At 69.5% G+C, this 24219-nt stretch carries 17 protein-coding genes and 1 pseudogene; 2 read left to right on the top strand and 16 right to left on the bottom strand.

What is annotated here, in order from left to right; all coding sequences use genetic code 11:
• Together QM634_RS03345 and QM634_RS03340 are read left to right on the top strand one after the other, a co-directional pair.
• On the top strand, window positions 1–1052 hold a 1052-nt coding region (locus QM634_RS03345), incomplete at its 5' end, for an arabinosyltransferase C-terminal domain-containing protein (RefSeq protein WP_415041359.1).
• A gap of 70 nt (window positions 1053–1122) precedes the next feature.
• Window positions 1123–2406 carry an MFS transporter gene (locus QM634_RS03340; RefSeq protein ID WP_415041360.1) on the top strand — a complete coding sequence of 428 codons (1284 nt, stop codon included), beginning with the start codon at window positions 1123–1125 and terminating at the stop codon, window positions 2404–2406.
• A 7-nt stretch (window positions 2407–2413) separates the two neighbouring features.
• On the opposite strand, the gene QM634_RS03335 is transcribed toward QM634_RS03340, so the two are convergent.
• The 16 genes and pseudogenes from QM634_RS03335 to QM634_RS03260 all read right to left on the bottom strand — a co-directional run.
• Entirely contained in the window at window positions 2414–2650 is a 237-nt protein-coding gene (locus QM634_RS03335; RefSeq protein ID WP_415041358.1) for a hypothetical protein, read from the bottom strand.
• Window positions 2651–2831: 181 nt separating this feature from the next.
• Window positions 2832–4382, bottom strand: a complete 1551-nt coding sequence (locus tag QM634_RS03330; protein ID WP_415041357.1) for an acyl-CoA carboxylase subunit beta — start codon at window positions 4380–4382, stop codon at window positions 2832–2834.
• Window positions 4383–4386: 4 nt separating this feature from the next.
• Window positions 4387–9759, bottom strand: coding sequence for a polyketide synthase Pks13 (gene pks13, locus QM634_RS03325; protein ID WP_415041356.1), 5373 nt, complete (start codon window positions 9757–9759; stop codon window positions 4387–4389).
• Window positions 9760–9770: 11 nt separating this feature from the next.
• Window positions 9771–11678, bottom strand: a complete 1908-nt coding sequence (gene fadD32, locus QM634_RS03320) for a long-chain-fatty-acid--AMP ligase FadD32 (RefSeq protein WP_415041355.1) — start codon at window positions 11676–11678, stop codon at window positions 9771–9773.
• 151 nt (window positions 11679–11829) lie between these two features.
• Window positions 11830–12801, bottom strand: coding sequence for an LLM class F420-dependent oxidoreductase (locus tag QM634_RS03315; protein WP_415041354.1), 972 nt, complete (start codon window positions 12799–12801; stop codon window positions 11830–11832).
• Between the two features lie 102 nt (window positions 12802–12903).
• Window positions 12904–13863, bottom strand: coding sequence for a cutinase family protein (locus tag QM634_RS03310; RefSeq protein ID WP_415041353.1), 960 nt, complete (start codon window positions 13861–13863; stop codon window positions 12904–12906).
• A gap of 4 nt (window positions 13864–13867) precedes the next feature.
• Window positions 13868–14392 (bottom strand): DUF732 domain-containing protein, encoded by a 525-nt coding sequence (locus QM634_RS03305; protein WP_415041352.1) that lies wholly within the window; start codon window positions 14390–14392, stop codon window positions 13868–13870.
• A 189-nt stretch (window positions 14393–14581) separates the two neighbouring features.
• Window positions 14582–16162 (bottom strand): fatty-acid--CoA ligase FadD1, encoded by a 1581-nt coding sequence (gene fadD1 / locus QM634_RS03300; RefSeq protein ID WP_415041351.1) that lies wholly within the window; start codon window positions 16160–16162, stop codon window positions 14582–14584.
• A gap of 209 nt (window positions 16163–16371) precedes the next feature.
• A complete protein-coding gene (pntB, locus tag QM634_RS03295) occupies window positions 16372–17823 on the bottom strand; it encodes a Re/Si-specific NAD(P)(+) transhydrogenase subunit beta (protein ID WP_415041350.1) in 1452 nt (483 codons plus the stop codon).
• 3 nt (window positions 17824–17826) lie between these two features.
• The gene (locus QM634_RS03290; protein WP_415041349.1) at window positions 17827–19368 is read right to left on the bottom strand and encodes a Re/Si-specific NAD(P)(+) transhydrogenase subunit alpha; all 1542 of its coding nucleotides are present in this window, start codon (window positions 19366–19368) and stop codon (window positions 17827–17829) included.
• A 253-nt stretch (window positions 19369–19621) separates the two neighbouring features.
• Window positions 19622–20893: a hypothetical protein gene (locus tag QM634_RS03285; RefSeq protein ID WP_415041348.1), complete on the bottom strand. Its 1272-nt coding sequence runs from the start codon at window positions 20891–20893 to the stop codon at window positions 19622–19624.
• 25 nt (window positions 20894–20918) lie between these two features.
• Window positions 20919–22403, bottom strand: coding sequence for an FAD-binding protein (locus tag QM634_RS03280; RefSeq protein ID WP_415041347.1), 1485 nt, complete (start codon window positions 22401–22403; stop codon window positions 20919–20921).
• The gene (locus tag QM634_RS03275; RefSeq protein WP_415041346.1) at window positions 22390–22836 is read right to left on the bottom strand and encodes a nitroreductase family deazaflavin-dependent oxidoreductase; all 447 of its coding nucleotides are present in this window, start codon (window positions 22834–22836) and stop codon (window positions 22390–22392) included. The genes QM634_RS03280 and QM634_RS03275 overlap by 14 nt, the downstream gene beginning before the upstream one ends.
• Entirely contained in the window at window positions 22837–23163 is a 327-nt protein-coding gene (locus QM634_RS03270; protein ID WP_415041345.1) for a metal-sensitive transcriptional regulator, read from the bottom strand.
• Between the two features lie 47 nt (window positions 23164–23210).
• Window positions 23211–23903, bottom strand: coding sequence for a hypothetical protein (locus QM634_RS03265; protein ID WP_415041344.1), 693 nt, complete (start codon window positions 23901–23903; stop codon window positions 23211–23213).
• Window positions 23904–23967: 64 nt separating this feature from the next.
• Window positions 23968–24219 (bottom strand): annotated as a pseudogene (locus tag QM634_RS03260) (L-aspartate oxidase); the annotation flags it as partial.

Here is a 24219-nt window from a genome sequence, read left to right as displayed (position 1 = left end):
GCGGCCTGCTGGCCCCGGCGGCGGTGAACGGGCGGCCCGCGCCGGCCCTCGCCGACGCCCTGGGCGCCGGACCCGGCTTCACCCCGCAGGGCCTGCCGGAGAACGTCATGAAGTCGTCGACCACCGACGACGGCGGTGAACTGCCGTCGCAGGAGAACCCCGGCGCCTCGGCCAACGAGTCGGCCGCCGGTGGCACCTGGGGCGGCCCCGGCCCGGCCACCGTCAACGGGTCGCGGCACCTGCTGCCGTTCAACCTGGACCCGGCACGCACCCCGGTCCTGGGCTCCTACGGCGCGCCGGGCGGCAAGGCGTCGCTGGAGTCCAACTGGTTCCAGCTGCCGTTCAACACGTCGAACCCGGATGCCGACCGTCCGCTGATCACCGTCGCGGTGGCCGGCACGGTGCAGGCCGTCGACATCGACAACATGGAGAAGACCGGCCAGAAGCTCGTCCTCGAGTTCGGCCGGCGCGGTCCGAACGGCGCGGTGGTCCCCGTCGGCCGCATGTCGCCGCTGGACGCCGGTGAGTCGCCCGCGTGGCGCGACCTGCGCTTCCCGATCTCGAATGCCCCGCGCAACGCCGACGTCGTGCGCCTGATCGTGGCCGACGAGTCCGACTCGACGAAGGAATGGGTCGCGGTCACGCCGCCGCGCGTCGACCAGCTGCGCACCCTCAACGACGTCGTGGGACGGACCGATCCGGTGTTCATCGACTGGCTGCCCGGCTTCGTCTTCCCGTGCCAGCGGCCGATCGCGGTGCACGACGGCGTCCTCGAGGTGCCCAAGTGGCGCATCATGCCCGAGGCCGACGCGACGCGGCGCAACAGCCAGACGTGGATGGCCGGCAAGGCCGGTGGCCCGCTCGGCATCACCGAGGCACTGTTGACCCCGACGCTGTTGCCGACCTATCTGCGCAACAACTGGGGCCGCGACTGGGGCGGGCTGCAGCGCTTCACCGAGATCGATCCCGCGCCGCCGGCCAAGCTCGTGCTCGACAAGCAGCGCCAGGCCGGTCTGTGGAACCTGGGGCCGATGCGCTCGACCGGCTACTGACCGCTGACGAAACCCGTTCGCCGGGGCGGGCGGTTTCGGGCATGCTTCTCTGGTGACCCCCACCGCCCCGATGCCACAGCAGCCCGTCCTGCGGCTGCCGCGCGCGATGGTGCCGTTCGCCCATCGCCAGTACCGATGGCTGGCCGTCGGCCTCATCCTGTCGATGTTCGCCGACGGGGTCTGGACGATCACGCTGGTGTGGCAGGTCATCGGCCTCGGCGGCCAGCCCGCGCAGGTGTCGACGGCGACCGCCGCGGCCGCCGTCGGCATGGTCGTGTCGACCCTGGCCGGCGGGGTCCTCGCCGATCGGGTGTCCCAGCGGCGGATCGTGATCATGCTCGAGGCGGCCAAGGCCGTCGTGTTCGGCGTCGTGGCGACCGCGTCGCTGACCGGGGCCCTGCACATGTGGCACGTCATCGCGGCGGCGGTGCTCGCCGGCGTGACGACCGGCATGTACTACCCCGCCTACTCGGCGATGCTCCCGTCGATCCTGCCCTCCGACGAACTACAGGCGGCCAACGGCATCGAGGGCTTCCTGCGCCCGGTCGCCTACCAGGCGTTCGGGCCGATGATCGCCGGCTGGGTCATCGCGGCCACCGCGCCCGGTTACTCGATCCTCCTCGCCGCATGCGCCTCCGTGGCGTCGGGCCTCTGCTACCTGATGATGTCGTCGGTCCCGCTGCGGCAGGAGCCGGAGGCCCTGCAGGGCAACCCGGTGCAGGGGATCATCCGGGACCTGGCCGAGGGGTTCGCGTTCGTCGGGAAGACGCCGTGGTTGTGGGCGACGCTGCTGTATTCGACGGTCCTGGTGCTCGCGACGCTCGGCCCGATCGAGGTGCTGGTGCCCTTCCTGCTGCGCGAGCGCATGCACGGCAACGCGTCGGACCATGCCTTCGTATTGGCCGCCTACGGCATCGGTGCCGCGATCACCTCGCTGGTCTTCGCGACGATCCGCATGCCACGGCGCTACCTGACCGTCATGTTCGTGATCTGGGGGCTCTCCAGCGTGCCACTGGTCGCGATCGGCCTCGCCGACAAGGTGTGGCTCGTCGTGGTCGCGGGCTTTGTGATGGGCATCCTGTTCGACGGCCCGATGGTCCTCTGGGGCACGCTGTTGCAGCGCCGGGTCCCGCCGAAGCTGCTCGGCCGGGTCGCGAGTCTGGACTTCTTCGTGTCGATCGCCCTGATGCCGGTGTCGATGGCGATCGCGGCGCCGGTCAGTCAGGCGCTCGGATTGACCACGACGTTCGTGCTCGCCGGACTGCTGCCGGTGCCGATCGCCGTCCTCTTCTACCTGGCGGCCAAGCTGTGGCGCGACGAGGTCGAGCACCCGCTCGACACCCCGTCGGCGTAGGCGGGGCCTACTGGTCGCCGCTGTCGCCGGACTCGCTGTTGCCGGTGGCCGTCGAGGTGCCCGAGGTTCCGGGGTCGACGCCCGGCCAGGTCGAGCCCTCTTCGTTCCACAGGCATTCGGGGTAGAGCTTGCAGTTGGCGGGGGCGGGCGCCGGGTCGGCGGCGGCCTGCGGCGCCACAGCCGCGCCGACGAGGATCGTCGCGCCGGCCGCGGCAAGGGCGAGTGCTCCGGTGATTCGTCGCATCGTGGGTCCTTCCGGTTCCGATTCGCACGTGAGGCCCCGAGTGTACCGATCGTTCCTTGGAGTTCCCTGGCCGTGACGTTTCACCGCCCACTCGGCGCAGTTCACCGCCCACTCGGCGCAAATGACCGCCCAGTCGGCGGGATTCACCGCCCACTCGGCGAAATTGCGGGGGAGGCTACCGCTAGATCGGCATCAGGTAGTTGCGGCGCGGGACACGGCGGATCTGCTTGTCGCGCAGCTGGGCGAGGGCCTTGCGGATCTGCAGCCGGGTCTCGGCGGGCTCGATCACCGCGTCGACGTAACCCTTCTCCGCCGCGAGGTACGGGTTGGCCATCATCACGTTGTAGAAGTCGATGAAGTCGCGGCGCACCTTGTCCGCATCCGCGGCCGAGAGGCCCTCGGTCTGGCGGCGGGTCAGCATGACCGCCGCGGACTCGGCGCCCATGACGGCGATCTTGGCCGTCGGCCAGGCGAAGTTGACGTCGGCGCCGAGCTGCTTGCAGCCCATCACGGCGTAGGCGCCGCCGTAGGCCTTGCGCAGCACGACGGTGATCTTCGGGACGTCCGCCTCCACGTAGGCGTAGATGAACTTGCCCGAACGGCGGATCGTTCCCTTGGACTCCTCGACGACGCCGGGCAGGATCCCGGGGGTGTCGACCAGGAAGACCAGCGGGATGTCGTAGGCGTTGCAGATGCGCACGAACCGCGCCGCCTTCTCCGAGGCGTCGGTGTCCAGGGTGCCGGCCATGACGCTCGGCTGGTTGGCGACGACGCCCACGCTGTGCCCGTCGACGCGGGTGAAACCGGTGAGGATGTTCGGGGCGAACAGCTCGCCGATCTCGTGGAAATGGCCGTCGTCGAACAGCTTCACAATGACGTCGCGCATGTCGTAGCCGGCATTGTCGCTGTCGGGCATGAACGTGTTGAGCGACAGGTCCGACTCGGTGATCTCCGGCTCCACTCCGGGATTCACCACCGGCGGCTTCTCGTGCATGCTCGACGGCAGGTACTGCAGGTACTCGCGCACCCACTCGAAGGCGGCCTGCTCGTCGGGTGCGACGTGGTGGATGTTGCCCCACCGCGCCTGGTTGTGCGCGCTGCCCAGGTCCTCGGGCGAGATCTCCTCGCCGGTGACGGCCTTGATGATGTCGGGGCCGGTGACGAACATGTAGCTCTTGTCCTCGACGCCGACGAGGATGTCGGTGTTGGCCGGGGTGTACACCGCGCCGCCGGCGCACTTGCCGAGGATGACCGACACCTGCGGCGACAACCCCGACACGAGTTCGTTGCGGCGCCCCATCTCGGCGTACCAGGCCAGCGAGGTGACCGCGTCCTGGATGCGTGCGCCCGCGGAGTCGTTGATGCCGACGACGGGGCAGCCGACCTTGCCGGCGAGTTCCATCAGCGCGGCGACCTTGCGGCCGAACATCTCGCCCACGGTGCCGCCCTGGACCGACTGGTCGTGGGAGAACGCGGCGACCGGTCGGCCGTTGACCAGGCCGTGCCCGGTGACCACACCGTCGCCGTAGCCGGTCTCGCCGGAGCCGGGCTCCTTGATCAGGGCGCCGATCTCGACGAAGGTGCCCGGGTCGAACAGCATGTTCAGCCGCTCGCGCGGCGAGCAGATGCCCTTCTTCTCGCGCTTGGCGATCGCCCGCTCGCCGCCGGGCTCCTTGGCCAGCTCGAGTTTGTGCTCGAGATCGGCGAGCTTGTCTGCCGTCGTCCGGGCCATTGGCCTATCCCTTCTTCCCGCCGACGTTCTTCAGGCGCTTGGTCAGGTCCTTGCCGATCTTGCTGATGTACGGCTCGTCGACGATCGACAGGTGGTCGCCGCCGATGTGCACGATCTCCAGGTCGCTGGCGACCTCGCCCCACCGGCCGTCCTCGTCGATCTCGGCCCACTTCGGCTCGAGCTCGATGGCGCCGTCGTGCATCCGATCGGCACGGTAGAGGACCACCTTGCCGTCGTAGGGGACCGGTTCGATCTGGTCGAGGATGCGGTTCTCGATGAAGGAGGTCCGCTGGTGCTCGATGATGCCGCCGGGGATCTTGGTGTTGCTCATCGCCATCATCTCCATGATGATCGCGAACTGCCCCTCGTCGTCCGCCTCCACGAGCCGGTCCATCGGGATCGGCACATCCGGGTCCAGGTCGTAGTTGCGGATGGCGAAGTCCTTCCACCGCTCCAACCGCTCGCGTTTGGAGTCCGGCGTCTCGACCATGTCCTCCTTCGGCCGCACCACGTCGATGAGGCCGATGAAGGCGACCTCCTCGCCCTGTTCGCGCAGCAGCTGGGCGACGCCGTAGGCCAGCGCGCCGCCGAAGGACCACCCGACGAGCACATAGGGCCCGTGCGGCTGGATCTCGCGCAGCTTCGGCAGGTACTCGCGCACCCGCTCCTCGATCGGCCCCTCGACGCCACGGTCGAAGCCGATCACCGGCTGGGCGTCGGGCAGTCGCTTGAGCAGCGCCTCGTAGGCCGAGGTGTTGCCGCCCGCGGGGTGGAACAGCAGCACCGGGGCCGGGTCGCCCTTGGTGGTGTCGTAGGTCTTCTTGCCGTCCGGCACCAGGCGCAGGTAGCGCAGGAAGCCCTCGGTGGCCGCACCCGAGTCGAGGTACTTGCGGACGTACTCGGCCATCTCCTCGATGGTCTCGGCGTCCAACACGTCCTCGACGTCGACGTCGCCACCGGTGCGCTCGTTGAGCTTGTCGGTCAGCTTCTGCGCGACGTCCTCCGAGAGCACCGGCAGCTTGTTGAAGATGCCGCCGGCGGAGGTGCCGGTGATGGTGGCGTAGACGCCGAACGTCAGCCGCTCGGCGGCGTCGCGCGGCGGGACGTCCGAACCGGCGGCGTCGGCGACCGACGCCTGGTCGGTGATGTCCACGTCCTTGGCCGGAGCCGCGGCAGCAGCCGTGGGGGCCTTCTCCGCGGCCTTCTTCGGCTCGGCCTTCTTGGTGGCCGTCTTCGCCGTCGTCTTCTTGGCGGCGGTCTTATCCGGCTCTGCCTTCTTCGGCTCAGCCTTCTTGGTCGCCTTCTTCGCAGCGCTCGGCGCGGCCTTCTCGCCGGCCTTCTCCTTGGCGATCTGCTCGTCGATGTAGGCGTTGAGCGCAGCGGTGTCCAGCTCGCCGCCGTCGGCCGCGTTCTGCTCGAGCATCTCGAGCTCGTCGCGGTGGGTGACGGCGTAGTTCACGAACTTCTCGATGTCGGCCAGATTCGCCTGGCGCATCGCCTGCAGGTTCAGCTGCGGGATGTCGAACTCGAACTCGACGCGGTTCTTGATGCGCACGGCCATCAGCGAATCCAGGCCCAGCTCGATCAGGGCGACCTCGCGCGGCAGATCCTCGGGGTCGTAACCCATCGACTCGCCGACGATGGTGGCGAGGCGGTCCCCGACCTTCTCGCCGGACGCCGGATCCCACTTGTCGCCGATGTTGTCGACGACCTCGTCCTCTTCGATGACCGTGTCGTCGGCGAAGGCGGCGGCACCCTTGGTCTCGGTCTCCGCCGGCTCACCAGCGTCTCGATACACCGCCTCGCTTCGCTCGTCGGCACTCGACGACCCGGCTGGCGCCTCGCCCGACACTCGATCGCCGGCACGGCCCGAGACCAGTGCCTCGAACAGGAGCCGGAAGCCCTTGCCCTCGGGGGCGTGGACGGTGACCGATCCGCCGCCGGGGTGCGGGCTCAGCGTCGTGGTGACGGTGCCCGACGTCGGGAAGGCGCCGTGCGCCTGCGCCGCGCCGACGGTCGGGTCGGCGAAGACCTGCGCCGCGGCGGCGGCCACGAGGGCACGCGGATCGTCGACGGCGGAGGCGTTGACCTCCCAGGCGTGCCGACCGTCGGGCAGGGCGACGTGGCTGCCCGGGATCTTGCCGGTGCCCGACCCGGAGGCCAGCTCGGCGGTCAGCCAGTAGTCGCGGCGCTCGAAGGCGGTGCGCGGGATGTTCGCGAAGCCGCCGGCGCCGAACAGCGCGGCGACGTTCATCGGGTGCCCGTGCACGTACAGCTTCATCAGTGCGTTGACCAGGCCGTGGCTCTCGTCCTCCTTGCGGCGGAGGGTCTCGACGAGCTCGGCGTCGTGCAGCCCGGCGTCGAAGGTGACCGCGGCGACCGAGATCAGCACGGCCGGGTTCGGCGACAGCTCGACGAAGGTCTTGTGCCCCGCCTCGACCGACTTGGCGATCGCCTGGCTGAACCAGACGCTGTGGCGCAGGCCCTTGAGGAAGTACTCGACGGTGTGGATGGGCTCGTGGCCGGCGCGGTAGAACTGTTCGCGGTCCACCGAGCTGTACAGCCCGACCTTCAGCTTCTCCGGGACGATGCCGGTGATCTCGTAGGCGAGCTCACCGAGGATCGGCTCCATCTGCGAGGTGTGGCTGGCGCCCTTGGTCTGCAGCTTGCGACCAAGCTTGCCCTCTTCCTCGGCCCGGGTGACGATCGCGTCGACCTGGTCCTCGGGGCCGCCGATCACGGTGTGCGTCGGCGCCGCGTAGACGCAGATCTCCAGATCCGGGTAGTCGGAGAGGACGCCCTCGATGTCCTCGGCGCTGTACTCGACCAGGGCCATCCGGCGGATGTTGTCGCCCTCGAGCATGTCGTTGCCCTCGCCCATCAGGCGCGAGCGCTGGCAGATGACGCGGGTGGCGTCCTCCAGCGACAGACCGCCGCTGATGTAGGCGGCCGAGGCCTCGCCCATCGAGTGCGGGACCAGCACGCCCGGCTCGGCGCCGAAGTGGCGCATGGTGTCGGCCAGCGCGACCTGGATCGTGTAGATGCCGACCTGGGCGGTCTCGATCTCGTAGGTCTGCGCGTCGTCGAGGAAGAGCTCGGCCATCGAGTACCCCAGCTCGCGCTGGATGTGCACGTCGACGCGGTCCACGTACTTCTTGAAGACCGGGTTCTCCAGGTACAGCTGCTTGGCCATCTTGCGGTGCTGCGAGCCGAAGCCGGACAGCAGCCAGACCGCCGACGCCGCATCGGGCGCCTCGGCGGTGTAGACGATCGGGTTGTTCTTACCCTCGGCGATCGCGGTCATGCCCTTGATCGCGTCCTCGTGGCTGCGGGCCATGACGACGCTGCGGGTGCGACCGTGGTTGCGGTGCGCGAGCGCGCGGCCGATGTCGACGAGCGGGGTGTTGCGGCCCTCGTCGGACTCGAGCCAGGCGAGGAGCTCCTTGGCGGCCTTGCGGCGGCGCGAGGACACGAAGCCGGACACGACGAGCGGGATGACCGCGCCCTCCTGGGCGCACGGCGCGAAGCCCTCGCTCGGATCCTTCTCGACCTCCTCGACGGGGGCCTGGTCCTTCTTGGCCTGCGCGGCCAGCACGGCGCGCTCGGCCTCGGTCAGGTATTCCTCGTCGTCGTCGACATCGACGGCGGCGTCCGCGGTCGACTCGGCGGCGGCATCGTCCCCGACGACCACCGGCGGGTTCAGGTCGTCGTCGAGGACCTCGCGCACGACGAGGTGCGCGTTCGTGCCGCCGAAGCCGAAGCCGGACACGCCGGCGACGGCGTGGCCGCTGTAGCGCGGCCACTCCGACGCCTCGTCGTTGACCTTGAGGTTGGTCGCCTCGAACTGGATGTACGGGTTGGGCCCCGCGTAGTTCAGCGACGCGGGCAGCTTGTCCTTGGTCAGCGACAGCACGACCTTGGCCAGCGCGCCGGCGCCGGCGGCGGACTCCATGTGCCCAAAGTTCGTCTTGGCCGAGCCGAGCAGGAGCGGCTTGTCGGCCTCGCGACCCTTGCCGACGACGCGGCCGAGCGCATCGGCCTCGATCGGGTCGCCGAGGATCGTGCCGGTGCCGTGCGCCTCGACGTAGTCGACCTGGCGCGGGTCGAGCGCGGCGTCGGTGTAGGCCGCGCGCAGCACCTCGACCTGGGCCTCCGGGTTGGGGGCGGGCAGACCGTTGGACCGGCCGTCGGAGTTGACCGCCGAACCGGCGATGACGGCGAGCACCGTGTCTCCGTCGCGGCGGGCGTCGGCCATCCGCTTGAGGACGAACATGCCGCCACCCTCCGAGCGGACCATGCCGTCGGCGTCGGAGGAGAAGGCCTTGATGTGGCCGTCCTTGGCGACGGCGCCGATCGTGTCGAAGCCGATCGTCGCGGCCGGGGTGAGGATCATGTTGACGCCGCCGGCGATGGCGGTGTCCGACTCGCCGGCGCGCAGGCTCTGCACCGCCTGGTGCACCGACACCAGCGACGACGAGCACGCGGTGTCGACGGCCACCGACGGGCCGCGGAAGTCGAAGAAGTAGTTGACGCGGTTCGCGATGATCGAGGTCGCGGTGCCGGTCAACGCGTAGGCGGCGGTCTCGTCCGAGCCCTCGCCGAGGCCGAGCGCGGCCAACAGCTGGTAGTCGTTGGTCGAGGTGCCGACGAAGACGCCGACCTTCTCGCCCTTGAGGTCGCTGGGCGGGATGTGCGCGTGCTCGAGCGCCTCCCAGGTCAGCTCCAGCACGAGGCGCTGCTGCGGGTCGACCATCTCGACCTCGCGCGGGCTCATCTGGAAGAAGTCGCCGTCGAAGGCCTTCACGTTGTCGAGGTAGCCGCCGCGCAAGTTGCGCTTGGCCATGACCTCGACCATCCGCGGATCGGACTTGAACTCGGTCCAGCGGTCGTCGGGCAGCTCGGAGATCCCGTCGCGCCCGGTGATGAGCGCCTCCCACGTCGACTCGGGCGTCTCGCCGGCCTTCGGGAAGCGGGTGGAGAAACCGACGATCGCGATGTCGTCGTCGGCGCTGCGCTCGCGCTCCCAGAAGGTGTCGAGGTCGTGGCGACCCTCGTCGGGGTCGCCCTCGATGATGCGCTTGGCCAGCGACGCGATCGTCGGGTGGTTGTAGACGACGGTGGCGGTGAGCACGACGCCGGTCTTGTCCTCGATGTCACCGCCGAGCGCGACGGCATCGCGGGAGGACAGGCCGAACTCCTCCATGGGCCGATCCTCGGGGATCTGGTCCACGGGCATGCCCGTCGCGTCGGACACCCATTGGCGCAGCCAGTCGCGCAGCTCCTCGACGGTGAGGTCGCCGATGGTCTCACCGGCCGTGCCGGAATCGGCCGGCGGCGTGGTCGAAGCGTCGTCGGTGGCGTTATTCAATTCAGACATCGCGGTCCAGCCTACTGGTCGCGCGCGTCCGGGAAGGCCGTCTGCTGGTAGCCGCCGCGCAGGGTGCCGTCGACGTAGGCGGCCTTGGTCGCGCGGCGCGCGATCTTGCCGCTCGAGGTGCGCGGGATGGAACCGGCCGGGACCAGCAGCACGTCGCGCACCATCACGCCGTGGCGCGAGGCGACGGCGGCGCGCACCGTGTCGGCGACCTCCTGCGGATCGGTCCGCTTGCCGGGGCCGCGCTCGGCGACGATGACCAGCTGCTCGGACGCGTCGTCGGCGTCGAACTTCACGCCGCTGGTCGCATTGTCGAAGACTTCCTGCGGCAGCTCGTTGGTCGGGACCGCGAAGGCCGCGACGTAGCCGGGGCGCAGCGCGGTGCTGGCCTCCTGCGCGCTGAACTCGAGGTCCTGCGGGTAGTGGTTGCGGCCGTCGACGATGACGAGGTCCTTGACGCGGCCGGTGATGTACAGCTCGTTGTCGAGCCACACGCCGTAGTCGCCGGTGGCCATCCAGTTGTCGCCGGGCTCGGTGCCCTCGGCGTGGCTGCCCGACGCGAGCGGCTTCTTGAGCTTGTTGTGGAAGGTGGCCTCGGTCTCGTCGACCTTGTTCCAGTAGCCCTTGCCGATGTTGAGGCCGTGCAGCCAGATCTCGCCGATGTGGCCGTCGGCGCGCTCCTCACCGGTCTCCGGGTCGACGATGACGGCCCACTGGCTCATCGCCACCTGGCCGCAGGACACCTGGGCGACGGCGTTCGGCGCATCCTCGTCGACGAGGGTCAGCTTGCCGGCGCCGAGATCCTCGCGGTCGACGTAGATGATCTTGGCCTCGTTCTCGCGCGCGGTGGCCGAGACGAACAGCGTGGCCTCGGCCATGCCGTAACAGGGCTTGATGGCCGTCTTGGGCAGGCCGTACGGGCCGAAGGCGTCGTTGAACTTCTTCATCGAGCTGACGGTGACCGGCTCGGAGCCGTTGATCAGGCCGATGACGTTGGACAGGTCGAGCTCCTCGCCCTCCTTGGGCAGACCGCGGGCGGCGGCGTGCTCGAAGGCGAAGTTGGGGGCCGCGGCGAAGGTGCCGGCGCCGTCGCTGTGGGCGGCGAGCTCCTTGATCCAGCGGCTGGGGCGGCGCACGAAGGCGGCCGGGCTCATGATGGTGATGAAGCGACCGCCGAGCGCCGGCAGGATCACCGTCAGCAGGCCCATGTCGTGGAACATCGGCAGCCAGGTGACGCCGCGCGAGTTCAGGTCGATCTCGATCGTGTCGTAGATCTGCAGCACGTTGGCGGCCACGGCCAGGTAGGTGATCTCCACACCGGCCGGCACGCGGGTCGAGCCCGAGGTGTACTGCAGGTAGGCGACGGTGTCCTTGTTGTGGTCCTTGCCGGCGATGGGCGCGACCCAGGTCGAGCCGACCGAGTCGGGCACCGCGTCGACGGCGATGACGCGCGGGCGCTCCTTGGCCGGACGGTCGGAGAAGAAGTCGCGCACCGCCTCGGCCGACTTGGTGGAGGTGAGGATGGCGGTCGGCTTGCAGTCGTCCAGGACGGCGTGCAGGCGGTCGGTGTGGCCGGGCTCGTCGGGCGAGAACAGCGGCACGGCGATGTTGCTGGCGTACAGCGCGGCGAAGAAGCCGATGACGTACTCGAGCGACTGCGGGGCGAGGATGGCGACGCGGTCGCCGTGCTTGGTCACCTGCTGCAGGCGGGCGGCGACGGCGCGCAGGCGCTTGCCGAACTGGGCCCAGGTGAGGTCCTGGTACTCGCCCTCGCTCTCGCGGGAGTAGTCGACGAACCGGTAGGCGAGCGTGTCCGCCTGGTCGCGAACGTTGCGCTCGACGTAGTCGACCAGAGTGGCTTCCTCGTTGAAGGTGAGGTTGCCGTTCTCGTCGAGGAACTGTTCAAACTCGGTGTTCAGCATTCGTACTCCTGTGCCTGGCCGCGCTTCGCGGCGAGCGGCGGGGTCGTTGTCGGGTCGGGGTCAAGCTTCGATTCCCGGGACGTCGCGCGCATCGTCCGGCACGCCCCGAAGGGTCGGTGGCGTACCGGGCTGGCGCGGATCTTGGGCTATCTTACTCTCCCTTGAGAATTGGAATGATCGGCGCAAAGGCATCCATCTGCGTCGGGAAAACCCCGACGAAGGACATGGACGTCCGCTCGCGCACGTGGCGGATCTGGTCGGCGATTTCCTCGAAGGAACCGATCGCGATGTACGGCGAGCTCAACACGTCGTCGACGGTGAACTCGGTGTCCCGCTCGATGTTCGGCGGGTAGCCCTGGTCGAGCGCCTTGAGCGCCATCTCCGCGGTCGCGACGCGGTCGTCGGTGATGACGATGACGGCGATGGTCCAGTTCAGCTCGATCTCGTCGAACCGCGAGTCGGCGACCTCGCGGAGCCGGTCGATCTTGGCGGCCGTGGCGTCGAGCGTCATGTCCGAGAGCCTCATCTTGCCCTCGGGGGTGCTCATCGGGGCGATCGAGATGATGTCGGCGTGCTTGGCCGCGAGCTTGAGCATCCGGGGGCCGCCACCGCCGACGGCGATCGGCGGGCGCGGGCCCTGGCGCGGGCGCGGGCTGCCCTCGAGGCCCTTGATCGTGTAGAACTCGCCCTCGAAGTCGACGGTCTCGCCGCGCAGCAGGCCGTCGAGGATGGTCAGGGCCTCGTCCAGGCGGCGGATGCGGGTGCCCGGCGACTCGAACTCGATGCCCGCCTTGTCGAACTCGTCCTTCATCCAGCCGGCGCCGATGCCCAGTTCCAGACGGCCCTTGGACAGGACGTCGATGGTGGTGGCCTCCTTGGCCAGGATCGCCGGGTGGCGGAAGCCGTTGGCCAGGACCGAGGTGCCCAACCGGATGGTGCTCGTCGCCTGGCTCAGCGCGCCCAGCGCGGCCAGCGGACCGACCTGGTTGCCCAGGTGGTCGGGGATCGCGAAGGCGTCGAATCCGTACTCCTCGGCGGTCTGGGCGAGTTGGACGAACTTGCGCGCGCCGCCCTCTTCCTTGTTGCCCTCACCGCCGGCTCCGAAGCGGAACTTCCGGGTCATCGACTCTCCTGCTTTCGCGTACCGAAACTTAACCGAAGATACGGTACGCGGTGGCGCTGGGACCGGCCAAATGCGACGGGACCCGGTCGTGGGCGTCGACGGTCAGAAGTGCTTGGGGTGCGGTGCGTCGTTGATGGTGCGCACGGCCCAGGCGTACATCCACTGGGTGGCCGTCACCCCGTTGTCCTGCCAGTACTTCGGGGTCGCGTACATGGCGTGGACGGGGTTGTTGATGGCCCCCGCGAGCTGGCCGATCGCGCGCAGCGGATTGGAGATCGTCGGCGAATCGCAGATCAGGTCGCCCGGCGCGCAGATGCCCTGCACGCGGTCGCGCAGCGTGCCGAAGCCGCCCTCGCGCTGGCCGTTCATCGTGATGCCCGGCACCCGGTTGGCCAGGATGCCGCCCAATGCCACCTCGGCGCCCACGCCCGGCGGATTCGGGCCGATGTTGTTCTGCTGGTCCTCCACGCGACGGCCGTCGGCGATGAGCCCGACGCCGATCACCAGGTCCTGGTCGTCGGCCTTGAGGACCCCGCGGCCGTTGCCGATGAGGCTGGCGACGTCACCGCCGATCACCGCCCCCTGGGAGAAGCCGAGCACGACGAAGCTGGTGATCGGGCAGCGCTTGTTCAGCGCCGTGATGTGGCCGGCGGTGCGGTTGAAGCCCTGCCGCCGGGAATCGTTGTAGTCGGCCTGGTGGTCGGTGAGGTTGGTCGGGTTCCGGAACTGCGCGATGTACGGGATGGTGTAGATCCGCGCACGGTTGGCGCTGTACTTCTGCCCGAGCGCCTTGGACACCCGCAGCATCAGCGACTTGGGATTGGAGTGCGGGTTGAACGGGTCGTCGTCGGCCGCCGATTCCCAGGTGCCCGGGATGACCACGACCTCCACGTCGGGACAGTCGGCGGACTGGGCCTCCGGCCGCGTCGGCTTCTCCGGCGGGGTGGGCTCGGGCGGCTTGGGCGCGCACGCGCGCAACAGCCACATGATGAGGGCGATGACCGCCATCAGAATGAGGGCCACCACCAGCCAGCGTCGGAGGCGGCTGCGCTTCTTGCTCATCGGTTCAGCAGTAGTTCTCGTGGGCTGCCCGGATTACCTTGTCCGCCTTGATGTTCGCGGCCTCGACGGTCTTCTCGCCGGGGCCGACGGCCGCGACGACGAAGGCCTTCATCGACGTCGGGTCACCGTTCTTGCCGCGCTGGTCGCAGACGAACTGCGCCATGGTCAGCGCGATCGTGTTGTCGGTGTCGCCCATGATCGTCACCTTCTGGCGCTTGAGGGCGTCCAGGTAGCGCTGGGCCTTGGCGTTCACCGGCTGCGTCGGCTTCTGCGCCTTGCTCGTCGTGGAGCCGGGGAAGTCCTTGGGCTGCGTCGTCGACGGGTTCGGCGCGGTGGCCGGCATGCCCGGCTTGCTGGTGTCGGTGCCCGACGGCGGGGTGATCGTCGGCGACTCGAAGTGCGTGGTGGTCACCGGGGTCGCGGTGATCGGCGCCGAAGCCGTCGAATCATCGCCGCCGCAGCCCGTACTCGCGGCCACGACCAGGCCCGCCACCCCTGTGGCGAGCGCGATCCGCTGCAACCCTGTCACCGTTCTCCCACTCTCGTGCCAACGCCCGGGCGGCTCCCCGCAGACGACGCGGACCTCACCGGGCACTCAACCGCCCAGGCTACCCGCGATCTGGCGCGAATCTGCGCACCCAGGGCTGTGAACCGGCTGTCAGCGCCAGATTCTTGGCGAGATCTCAGATGTCGACCAGCGCCCCGCCAGCAACCGGCCTCAATCGGTCGGCGAATAGGTCTTCCCGCGCGCCTCGCGCACCCACAGGTGCTCGGAGTCGTGGGCCGTGGCGCCCTGCTGCTTGAGCTCGCGCTTGAGGATCTTGTTCGTCGCGGTCGACGGCAGCTGCGAGCTGACGCGCACATAGCGCGGCCAGGCCTTCGGCGACAGGTCGGACTGCTCGGCGAGGAAGGCCGCGAAGGCCTCCGGGGTCAGCTTCTCGTCGCCGGTGGGCACGATGGCGGCCATCACCGCGTCGCCGACGTTCTCGTCGGGCACGCCGTACACGGCGACCTGCCCCACCTGCGGCATGCGCTGCAAGATGCGCTCGATCGGGCCGGCGGTGAGGTTCTCGCCGTCCACGCGCAGCCAGTCGCCGGTGCGCCCGGCCAGGTAGATCCAGCCGTCCGCGTCGCGGTAGCCCAGGTCGCCGGACCAGTACATCCCGTCGCGCAGACGCTCGGCGGTGGTGGCCTCGTCGTTGTAGTAGCCGGTGAACATGCCGGCGCCGGAGGTGTTGACGATCTCCCCGATCGCTTCGTCGGCGTTGGTCAGCGCGCCGTTCTCGTCGAACTCGGCGACGGCGCACTCGGTGGTCGTGTCCGGGTTGTAGATGGCCACGCCCGGGAAGCCCTTGCCGATGGATCCCTTCGGGGTGCCCGGCTCGCGGGTGATGATCACGGCGAGCTCGCTCGAGCCGTAGCCGTCCCACACCATGCAGTCGAAGCGGCGGGCGAAGTCGTCGATGTCGCGGTCGGAGGCCTCGTTGCCGAAGGCCGCGCGCAGGGTGTTGTCGGCGTCGTCGGGCTTCTCCGGCGTCGCCAGGATGTAGGCGAGCGGCTTGCCGACGTAGTTCATGTACGTCACGCCGAACTTGCGGACGTCGTCGAGGAAGGTCGACGCGGAGAACTTCGCCGGGATCATCGCCGCACCGCTGCACGCCGCCACGCAGTACCCGGCCAGCAGCGCGTTCGAGTGGAACAGCGGCATCGACAGGTAGCAGATGTCGTCGGGGGTGATCTGGAACTTGTCCAGCAGCGGCGGCCCGGCGAAGGGGATCAGCATGTGGGCCAGCTGGACCGGCTTCGGGTCGCCGCTCGTGCCGGAGGTGAAGATCAGCATGAACGGGTCGGTGGCCTCGGGAGTCGAGTGCGGCACCAGCTCGGGGGCCTTGGCGACGCGCTGCGCCCACTCGTCCGAGGAGGTGTCGAACACCTGGCAGTCACCCAGGTCGAGGCCGTCGAGCAGCGGTTTGTGCTCGGCGTCGGTGAGCAGGATCTGACAGTCGGCGCGCTTGATGTCACGGGCCAGGCCCTCGCCGCGCCGGGTGTTGTTGATGCCCGCCGTGATGTAGCCGCCGAGCGCGCCCGCCGCCATCGCGATGAGCATCGTCGGGGTGTTCCCCAGCAGCACGCCGATGTGCATCGGCCGCGAGTCGTCGGCCGCCTCCAGCACCGTCGCCGCGACCTTGCGGGCGTCGGCGAGGTACTCCGGCCAGGTCCAGGTCCCGGTGTCGTGGATGATCGCGGGCCCGGTGTCGCCGGCGCGCTCGGCAAGAAGTTCAGTCACGGTTGAGGCCATGACCCAAATCTAGAACGTGTTACAGAACCGTGTGGGGGAATGTCCGATTCGACCCGTGCCCCGTGCCCCGTGCCCCGTGCCCGTTTCCGCCGAGTGGGCGGTCCTTCTCGCCGAGTGGGCGGTCAATCACCACCGAGTGGACTCCCAATGGAGTCCACTCGGCGACCTAAGTGAGTCCACTCGACAAGATCGAGGGTCCACTCGGCGGGTCAGTGACCCAGGGCGGCGATGATGTCCTCGACGCGGTCCTTCGCGTCGCCGAAGAGCATCTGCGTGTTGTCGCGGAAGAACAGCGGGTTCTGCACGCCCGCGTAGCCGGCGGCCATCGACCGCTTGAACACGACCACGTCCTTGGCGTTCCATACCTCCAAGACCGGCATGCCGGCGATCGGCGAGCTCGGATCCTCGGCGGCGGCCGGGTTCACCGTGTCGTTGGCACCGATGACCAGCACGACGTCCGTGTCAGGGAAGTCGTCGTTGATCTCGTCCATCTCCAGCACGATGTCGTACGGCACCTTCGCCTCGGCGAGGAGCACGTTCATGTGACCGGGCAGGCGACCGGCGACGGGGTGGATGCCGAAGCGGACGTCGACGCCCTTGGCGCGCAGCTTGGAGGTGAGGTCGGCGACCGGGTACTGCGCCTGTGCGACCGCCATGCCGTAGCCGGGCGTGATGACGACCGACTTGGCGCCCGAGAGCAACTCGGCGACGGCGTCGGCCTGGATCTCCCGGTGCTCGCCGTAGTCGGTGTCGGCGGCGGGGCCGGCCTCGATGCCGAAGCCGCCGGCGATGACCGAGAGGAACGAGCGGTTCATCGCCTTGCACATGATGTAGCTCAGGTACGCACCCGACGAGCCGACCAGCGCACCGGTGACGATCAGCAGGTCGTTGCCGAGCAGGAAGCCCGACGCGGCCGCGGCCCAACCGGAGTACGAGTTCAGCATCGACACGACGACGGGCATGTCGCCGCCGCCGATCGAGGCGACGAGGTGCCAGCCCAGCAGCAGCGCGATGACGGTGATCGCGGCCAGCAGGATCCACGGCTTGGCGCCCGAGTGGCCGTCGGTGCTGACGTACAGGACGGTCAGCACGGCGAAGACGAGCAGCGCACCGATGTTGATGAAGTTCTTGCCGGGCAGCATCAGCGGCGACGACTTCATCCGACCCGACAGCTTCAGGTTCGCGACGATCGAGCCGGTGAAGGTGACCGCACCGATGAAGATGCCGATCGCGATCTCCGCCTCGTGCACGTTGGTGAGCGTGCGGAGGTCGCCCGGTCCGGCGTCGCCGTGGAAGCCGCGCAGCGCGCCGTTCCACCCGATGAGGACGGCGGCGATGCCGACGAAGGAGTGCAGCAGCGCGATGAGCTCGGGCATGCCGGTCATCTCGACGATCTTCGCGCGCCAGAACCCGATGGCCGCACCGATCGCCATCGCCGCGAACAGCAGCGTGATCGGCAGCCACTTGTCGGCCAGTGCCGACATGTCGTCGAGGGCCAGGGCGATCGTCGCGATGAGCGCGATGCCCATGCCGACGATGCCGTAGGTCAGGCCGCTGCGCGAGGTCTCGTGCTTGGAGAGCCCGGCGAGCGACAGAATGAACAGCAGCGCGGCGATGATGTACGCCGCGGTGGTGATCGCGGGAATGATTCCGATGGTCATGCGTCAGGCCCCCTTGCTGAACATGGCGAGCATGCGACGGGTCACCGCGAAGCCACCGAAGACGTTGATCGACGCGACGAGGATCGCGATCGCCGACAGCACCCGGATGGTGGTCACATGGGTGCCCTCGCCGACGGCGAGCTGCAGGATCGCGCCGACGATGACCACGCCGGAGATGGCGTTGGTCACCGACATCAGCGGGGTGTGCAGCGCATGCGCGACGTTGCCGATGACGTAGTAGCCGATCACGATGGCCAGCATCAGCACGGTGAAGTGCTGCGGCAGCGGCTGCGGCGCGAGGGCGACGAGCCCGCCGAACAGCACCGCGCCGAGCAGCACGAGCGCGACCTTCTTGGCCGGCGACATGGGCGCCTTGGGCTCGGGGGCCTCCACCTGCGCGACCTCGGCCTTCGGCGCGGCGGACACCTGAACCGGCGGCGGGGGCCACATGCCCTCGCCGTCGCGGGTCACGGTGATGCCGCGCTGGACGACGTCGTCCATGTCCAGCGCCAGCTCGCCGTTCTTCTCCGGCGTGACCAGCTTGAGCAGGTTGACGATGTTGGTGCCGTACAGCTGCGACGTCTGGGCGGCGAGGCGGCCGGCCAGGTCGGTGTAGCCGAGGATCGTGACACCGTTGTCCGTCACGACCTTGCGATCGGTCTCGGTGCCCTCGACGTTGCCGCCGTTGGCCGCCGCCATGTCGACGATGACCGAGCCGTTGCGCATCCCGGCGACGGTGTCGGCGGTGATGAGCTTCGGCGCGGGGCGACCGGGGATCAGCGCGGTGGTGATGACGATGTCGGCGTTGCGGGCCTCCTCGTCGTACATCGACGCGGTGGCGGCCTCCTGCTCAGCGGTCATCTCCTTGGCGTAGCCGTCGGCGGACTTCTCCGCCTCGAAGTCGACGTGGACGAACTCGGCACCCATCGACTCGACCTGCTCGGCGACCTCCGGGCGCACGTCGAAGGCGCGCACGATGGCGCCCATCGACGACGCGGCACCGATCGCCGCGAGACCGGCGACACCGGCGCCGACGACGAAGACGCGGGCCGGCGGGATCTTGCCGGCGGCGGTCACCTGTCCGGTGAACATGCGGCCGAACTCGTGGGCGGCCTCGACGACGGCGCGGTAGCCGGCGACGTTGGCCTGCGAGGAGAGCACGTCCATCGACTGGGCGCGCGAGATGCGCGGCACCGCGTCCATGGCGAGGGCCGTGACACCGGCCTTCTCCAGCTTCTCGACCAGCTCGGGGTTGCGGGCGGGCGCCATCATCGAGATCACGGTCGCACCGCTGTGCAGCTTCTTGATCTCGGCGTCGGTGGGGGCGTTCACCTTGACGACGACGTCCGCGCCCCATGCGTCCTTGGCGGTGCCGACGCGCGCTCCGGCCTCGGTGAAGGCCGAGTCGGGCTGGTCGGCGAGGTCGCCGGCACCGGACTCGACGACGACGTCGTATCCGAGCTGCTTGAGCTGGCCGACCGTCTTGGCGGTGGCCGCGACGAGGGTCTCGCCCTTCTTGGATTCCCGTGGGACGCCGATCAGCATGTCACTGCCTCTCCGGACGCCTTGCGCACGACTCCGACACTCATGTTGCTTCCTTTGCTGACTTCGTTGTCAATCGCCCCGCCCAGATGCGCGAAGACCGGCGCGCGCACTACCGCACACCGGTGCTCGATTCCAGGCGACACGCTGCGTGGAGCCTGTCGACTGCCACGTGGGTCACAAACTGACGATGAACATAACACGGTGCCGCCGAGGCTCCCACCGCACAGTCGGAAACCTCACACCCGCCCGACAATCAGTGTGCGGCGGCGCCGGGGCTGCTAATCGGCGCGGGTGCCGGTGCGATCGGTGTCACGGTCGGGCTCGCGGGAGCGGGTGCCCCGGTCGGTGCGGCGGCGGTGGGCACGGTCGACGAGAAACTGGGCACGCTCGGCGAGATACCGGGCACGCTCGGCGAGATCGTGGGCACGGTCGGCGGCGGGGTGGGAACCGACCGCCACCCCCCGACCGTGTCGGCGGGCGGGGGCGACGACAGCGGCACCTGGGCAGGCGTGACGCCCGGTCGGGTGCCGGGGGTGCCCAGCACGTCGGGGTCGGTGACCGGTGTGGTCAGCCCCAACCGGTTGTTCAGGGCGACCTGCAAAGCACGCGGCGTCGGCACCTCGTGGCCGAAGACGGTGCTCGCCTCACCGGGCATCTGCCGCGGGACGACGGCGCTGAGCACATCGTCGAATTCCCGCGGAACCGGCAGGCCGAGGTCGCGCAGCATCATCCCCCACGGGTTGCCGCCGTCGACCACGACGAAGGTCGTGTTGCCGGCCGTCGTCGTCTTGACGACGTCGTAGTCGCCGACGTGCTCGTACATGTTGGCGTGGATGTAGAAGCCCGGGGCGAAGTAGACGAGGAAGCTCACCGGGCGGGCCAGCGGGTTCGCCATGCCGCAGGTCGTGTCGCCGACGAGGCAGACCGAGGTGACCGGGATGTCGCCGGTGCCCGCGGGATCGCGCTCGCCGTTGGTGTAGAAGCCCTCCAGGAAGCTCGGCATCACGACCTCCGCACCCGTCTTGGGGAAGCGCGGGTCGGCGCCGACGATCACGGCGATGTCGCCCTCGGGCTTGATGCCCCGCTGGCGCAGCAGGTACGCGGCGCTCAGCACCGGCGTCGCACTCTGAGAGAAGCCGTTGAGCACGACCTTCCCGTCGGTCTCCTCGGCCGCGCGCACCAGGTTCTCGGTGCCGATGACCGCCGACTCGTTGTAGGTGCCGCGACCCACGACGGGGATCAGGACGCCGAAGGCTCGGGCGCCGAACGCGGCGGGATAGTCGACGACGCGCAGCCGCCCCTGCGCGACCGCATCCCCGAACCAGCCGACCGCGGCGGTGCGGGCGATCTGGTCGGCGCCGTCGCGGTCGCCGGTGCCCGGCAGCATGAGAATCGTCGCGCCATCGGTGTCCGGGATGAACGACGGGCGCGGCGGGGAGGCCATGGCCGGCGCGGCGATCAACGCTCCCGCGCACACCGCGGCGACGAGCGCGCCGACGCGGCGTCGACGGGGGTGCTTGATCACCCCCGGAGTGTAACGACGGTCCCGGTCAGGCGTTGACGGTCGACGAACGCGCCGCTGCGTGCTTGCCCGCGCGTCGACCGAAATAGGAGCCCTCGCCGAGCTGGGTGCCACTGGCGTAACCCTTGCCGTCCTGGGCGAGGTTCGCCGCGCAGGCGGCCGCGGCGTACAGCCCGGGGATGGGCTTGCCCTCCTCGTCTAGCACCTCGGCGTCGACGCTGGTCGCCATGCCGCCGATCGTGAACCCGGCGTACATCGCCTTGCCCAGTGTCATGTCGAAGGCGGCCCAGGGTCCCTGGTCCTGCGGGGCCAGGAACTCGGCGCTCTTGTGCAGCTCGGGGTCCTCCCCCTTGGCGGCGTTGGCGTTGTAGTCGGCCAGGGTCTTGACGAGGTTCCCCTCCGGGATGCCCAGGTCCTTCTCCATCTCCTCGACGGTCTCCCACCCGTCGATGAACGGGCACAGCGGGACCTCGGGGCGCTTCATGTGCGCCTCGTCGACGATGAGGAAGGCCGCGTGGTCGGGCTGTTCCATGACGAACTGCGACGTGCGCGAGTGGTAGCTGTCCTCGGTGACGAAGCGCTTGCCCTCCTTGTTGACGATGATGCCGGTGAGCAGGATCGACGGCGGGTAGACCGGCGCCGTCACGAATGCGGAGTCCATGTGCTTGAGCTTGGCGCCGACCGACGCGCCCATCCGGATGCCCAGACCGTCGTCGTAGGTGCTGCCCAGAACGAACGGCTTCTCGGCCATGTGCGGCACGTGCTCGGCGACCATCTCGGGGTTCATCACGAAGCCACCGGCGGCGATGACGACCGCCTTCGCGCGGATGTGGCCCTCCCCCTCGGTGGTCTTCCACCGGACGCCGACGACGGCCCCGTCGTCGACGACGAGGTTGCGTGCGCCGGTCTCGTAGCGGACCTCGACGCCGAGCCGCTTGAGTTCGTCCTGCAGGAAGTCGATGACCATCGACGCGCCGCCGGTGTCCCCGGGCTTGGGCACCTTGTGTCCGCGCGGCGCCGGCTTGGCCATGGTCTTGAACGGCCACACCTTCTCGTTGCCGGTGAACATCAGTCCCTCGGTGCCCGGCTGGATGACGGCCTTCTCCGGATAGAAGGACCGCTCGAACTTCAGGCCCAGCTCCTCGAGCCAGTTGAAGTGCTCGACGCTGTCGGTGCAGTAGGCGTGGATCTTCTCCGGCTCGGGGTCGGGCGAGACCGCGGTGATGTACTTCTCCATCTCCTCGGGGGAGTCCTCGTGCCCGGTGGCCTCCTGCACGGGGGTGCCGCCGCCCAGGTAGAAGTGACCGCCGGCCATGCGCGTCGTGCCACCGGCGTCGGCGCCGCGCTCGAGCACGAGCACCTTCGCCCCGGCACGCGCGGCCTCGACCGCCGCACACCCGCCGCCGATGCCGAAACCGACCACCAGCACGTCGACGTCGTCGGAGAAATCTGTCACGGTCGAGGCGTCAATGACCTCGGGAAGGGCGGTGCCCTTGGCCTCAGCAATACTCATGCCGAAAGGGTAACGCACGAACTAGAACGTGTTTCAGTTTCTGCGCGTGAGTGTCAGCTCGACCATGGGGGTGCTCCCGTTGATAGCCCTCCAGCACGGCCGCCGACTCCTCGTCTGACATCATCCGCGCACGCGCCGGGACGTCGCGCAACCGTCCGACACTCACGCGGCATTCCGGTGTCACCCGAAGGTTGCGGTACCACTGCGACCGGTCGCCGAAGCCGCTCGCGACGACGATCCGGTCGGGCGCCGGCCGGGCGACCACCTCCAGGCAGACGTAGCGCGGCAATCCCGACGTGCGGCCGGTGTGCTCGAGCATCAGGACGCGCGTTCCGAAGAGCCACCCGAAACCGTGTCGGTAGGCGCCGATCGGGGCACGGACGAACCACCGGTCGCGCAGCAACCGGGCGAACAGGTCGTCGACGGGTGACATCTACTTCACGAAGCGGGAGATGGCGGCCATCGCCTCGTCGATCTTCGCCTGCGCCTCGTCGCCACCCTTGGCCGCCGCGTCGAGCACACAGTGGTTCATGTGGTCGTTCAACAGGCCCAGGCTCACCGACTGCAGTGCCTTGGTCATCGCGGACACCTGGGTGAGGATGTCGATGCAGTACGCGTCTTCCTCGACCATCCGCTGCAAGCCGCGCGCCTGGCCCTCGATCCGGCGCAGTCGCTTGAGGTAGTCGTCCTTGGCGGCGATGTAGCCGTGGTGGTGCGCACCGCCGCCGCACTGGCAGTCGTCACCGTTCTGCTCGCTCATCACCACTCCTCCCGCGGATACCCCCCAATGGTATCGCGGAACCGCGACTACGACGGTCGGCGGCGGATCGCCTCGGCGAGCTTCTCCAGCGCCGCGGCGACCTCGTCGAGCGCGGCCTCGACCGCATCGGGCTCGGTCACCGGCTCGGTGGTGGCCTCGGTGGTGGCCTCGGTCGACGGCTCGCTGGTGGCCGCCGGCTCGGCGGCGTGTGTGTCGACGACCGGCGCTTCCACGACGGGCGCTTGCTGCTGCGGAACGGTCGGGGCGAAAGGGTCCGGTTTGACGGCGGCGTCCACCCGGGCGAAGGGATTCGTGCCGTCGGGCGCCGGGGTCGGTCCGGTGGTGACCTCGACGTCGAGCGGCTCGAGCGAGTCGGCGCCGGTCGGCATGCGCACGTCGGAGGAGTCGATCGTCGACGTCGGCGCTGGGCCGGGGACGGTCGGCGCGCCGTAGTAGTGGAAGCCGCCGTGCCGTGCGAACAGCAGGCACGACACCCCTTCGCGGCTGCGCATCGGGCAGGGCTCGGCGTCGATCAGGCGGTGCCCGGGAATGGCGCTGTCGTCCCACGTCAGCCAGGTGCGACGGTCGTGGCGCGGCGCCGCGCTGGCATCGGTGGCGTGATCACCGGAGTGGCCGTCGGACAGTCGGCAGGTCAGCAGCCACTCGCCGTCGGAGGCCAACCCGAGCGCCCGGCGCTCGGACTCCGTACAGACTGCCGTCGACCAGCACGCACCCGTCACAACTCCACCTTCCGTCCCCGCACAGAGGCCCCGGGGAACCCGTTCGAGGGTAGTCGGGAACCGGCTAGAGGGCGAGACCCCCGGGCGCGAGTCCCGCGGCTCGCTCGAGGCGCGGCTCGCCGTCGGCGGCGGACAGTCGGAAGGGCGTCGACACCGCCTGCGCGTCGTCGGTCTCGGGATGGTCGACGCGGCTGTGCGCGCCGCGCGACTCGGTGCGCGCGAGGGCCGCGGCGGTCACCGCGGAGGCGACGAGGGTCAGCGCCGCGTCCTCGTGGTCGCGACGAGCGCGCAGGTCCTGCACCGGGGCGGCCGCGAG

This window comes from Gordonia sp. (in: high G+C Gram-positive bacteria), from assembly GCF_047606305.1.
In the GTDB taxonomy this organism is placed as follows: Bacteria; Actinomycetota; Actinomycetes; order Mycobacteriales; family Mycobacteriaceae; genus Gordonia.
The sequence above is the reverse complement of the archived record's forward strand: the minus strand, read 5'-3'. Positions and strand labels throughout refer to the sequence as shown.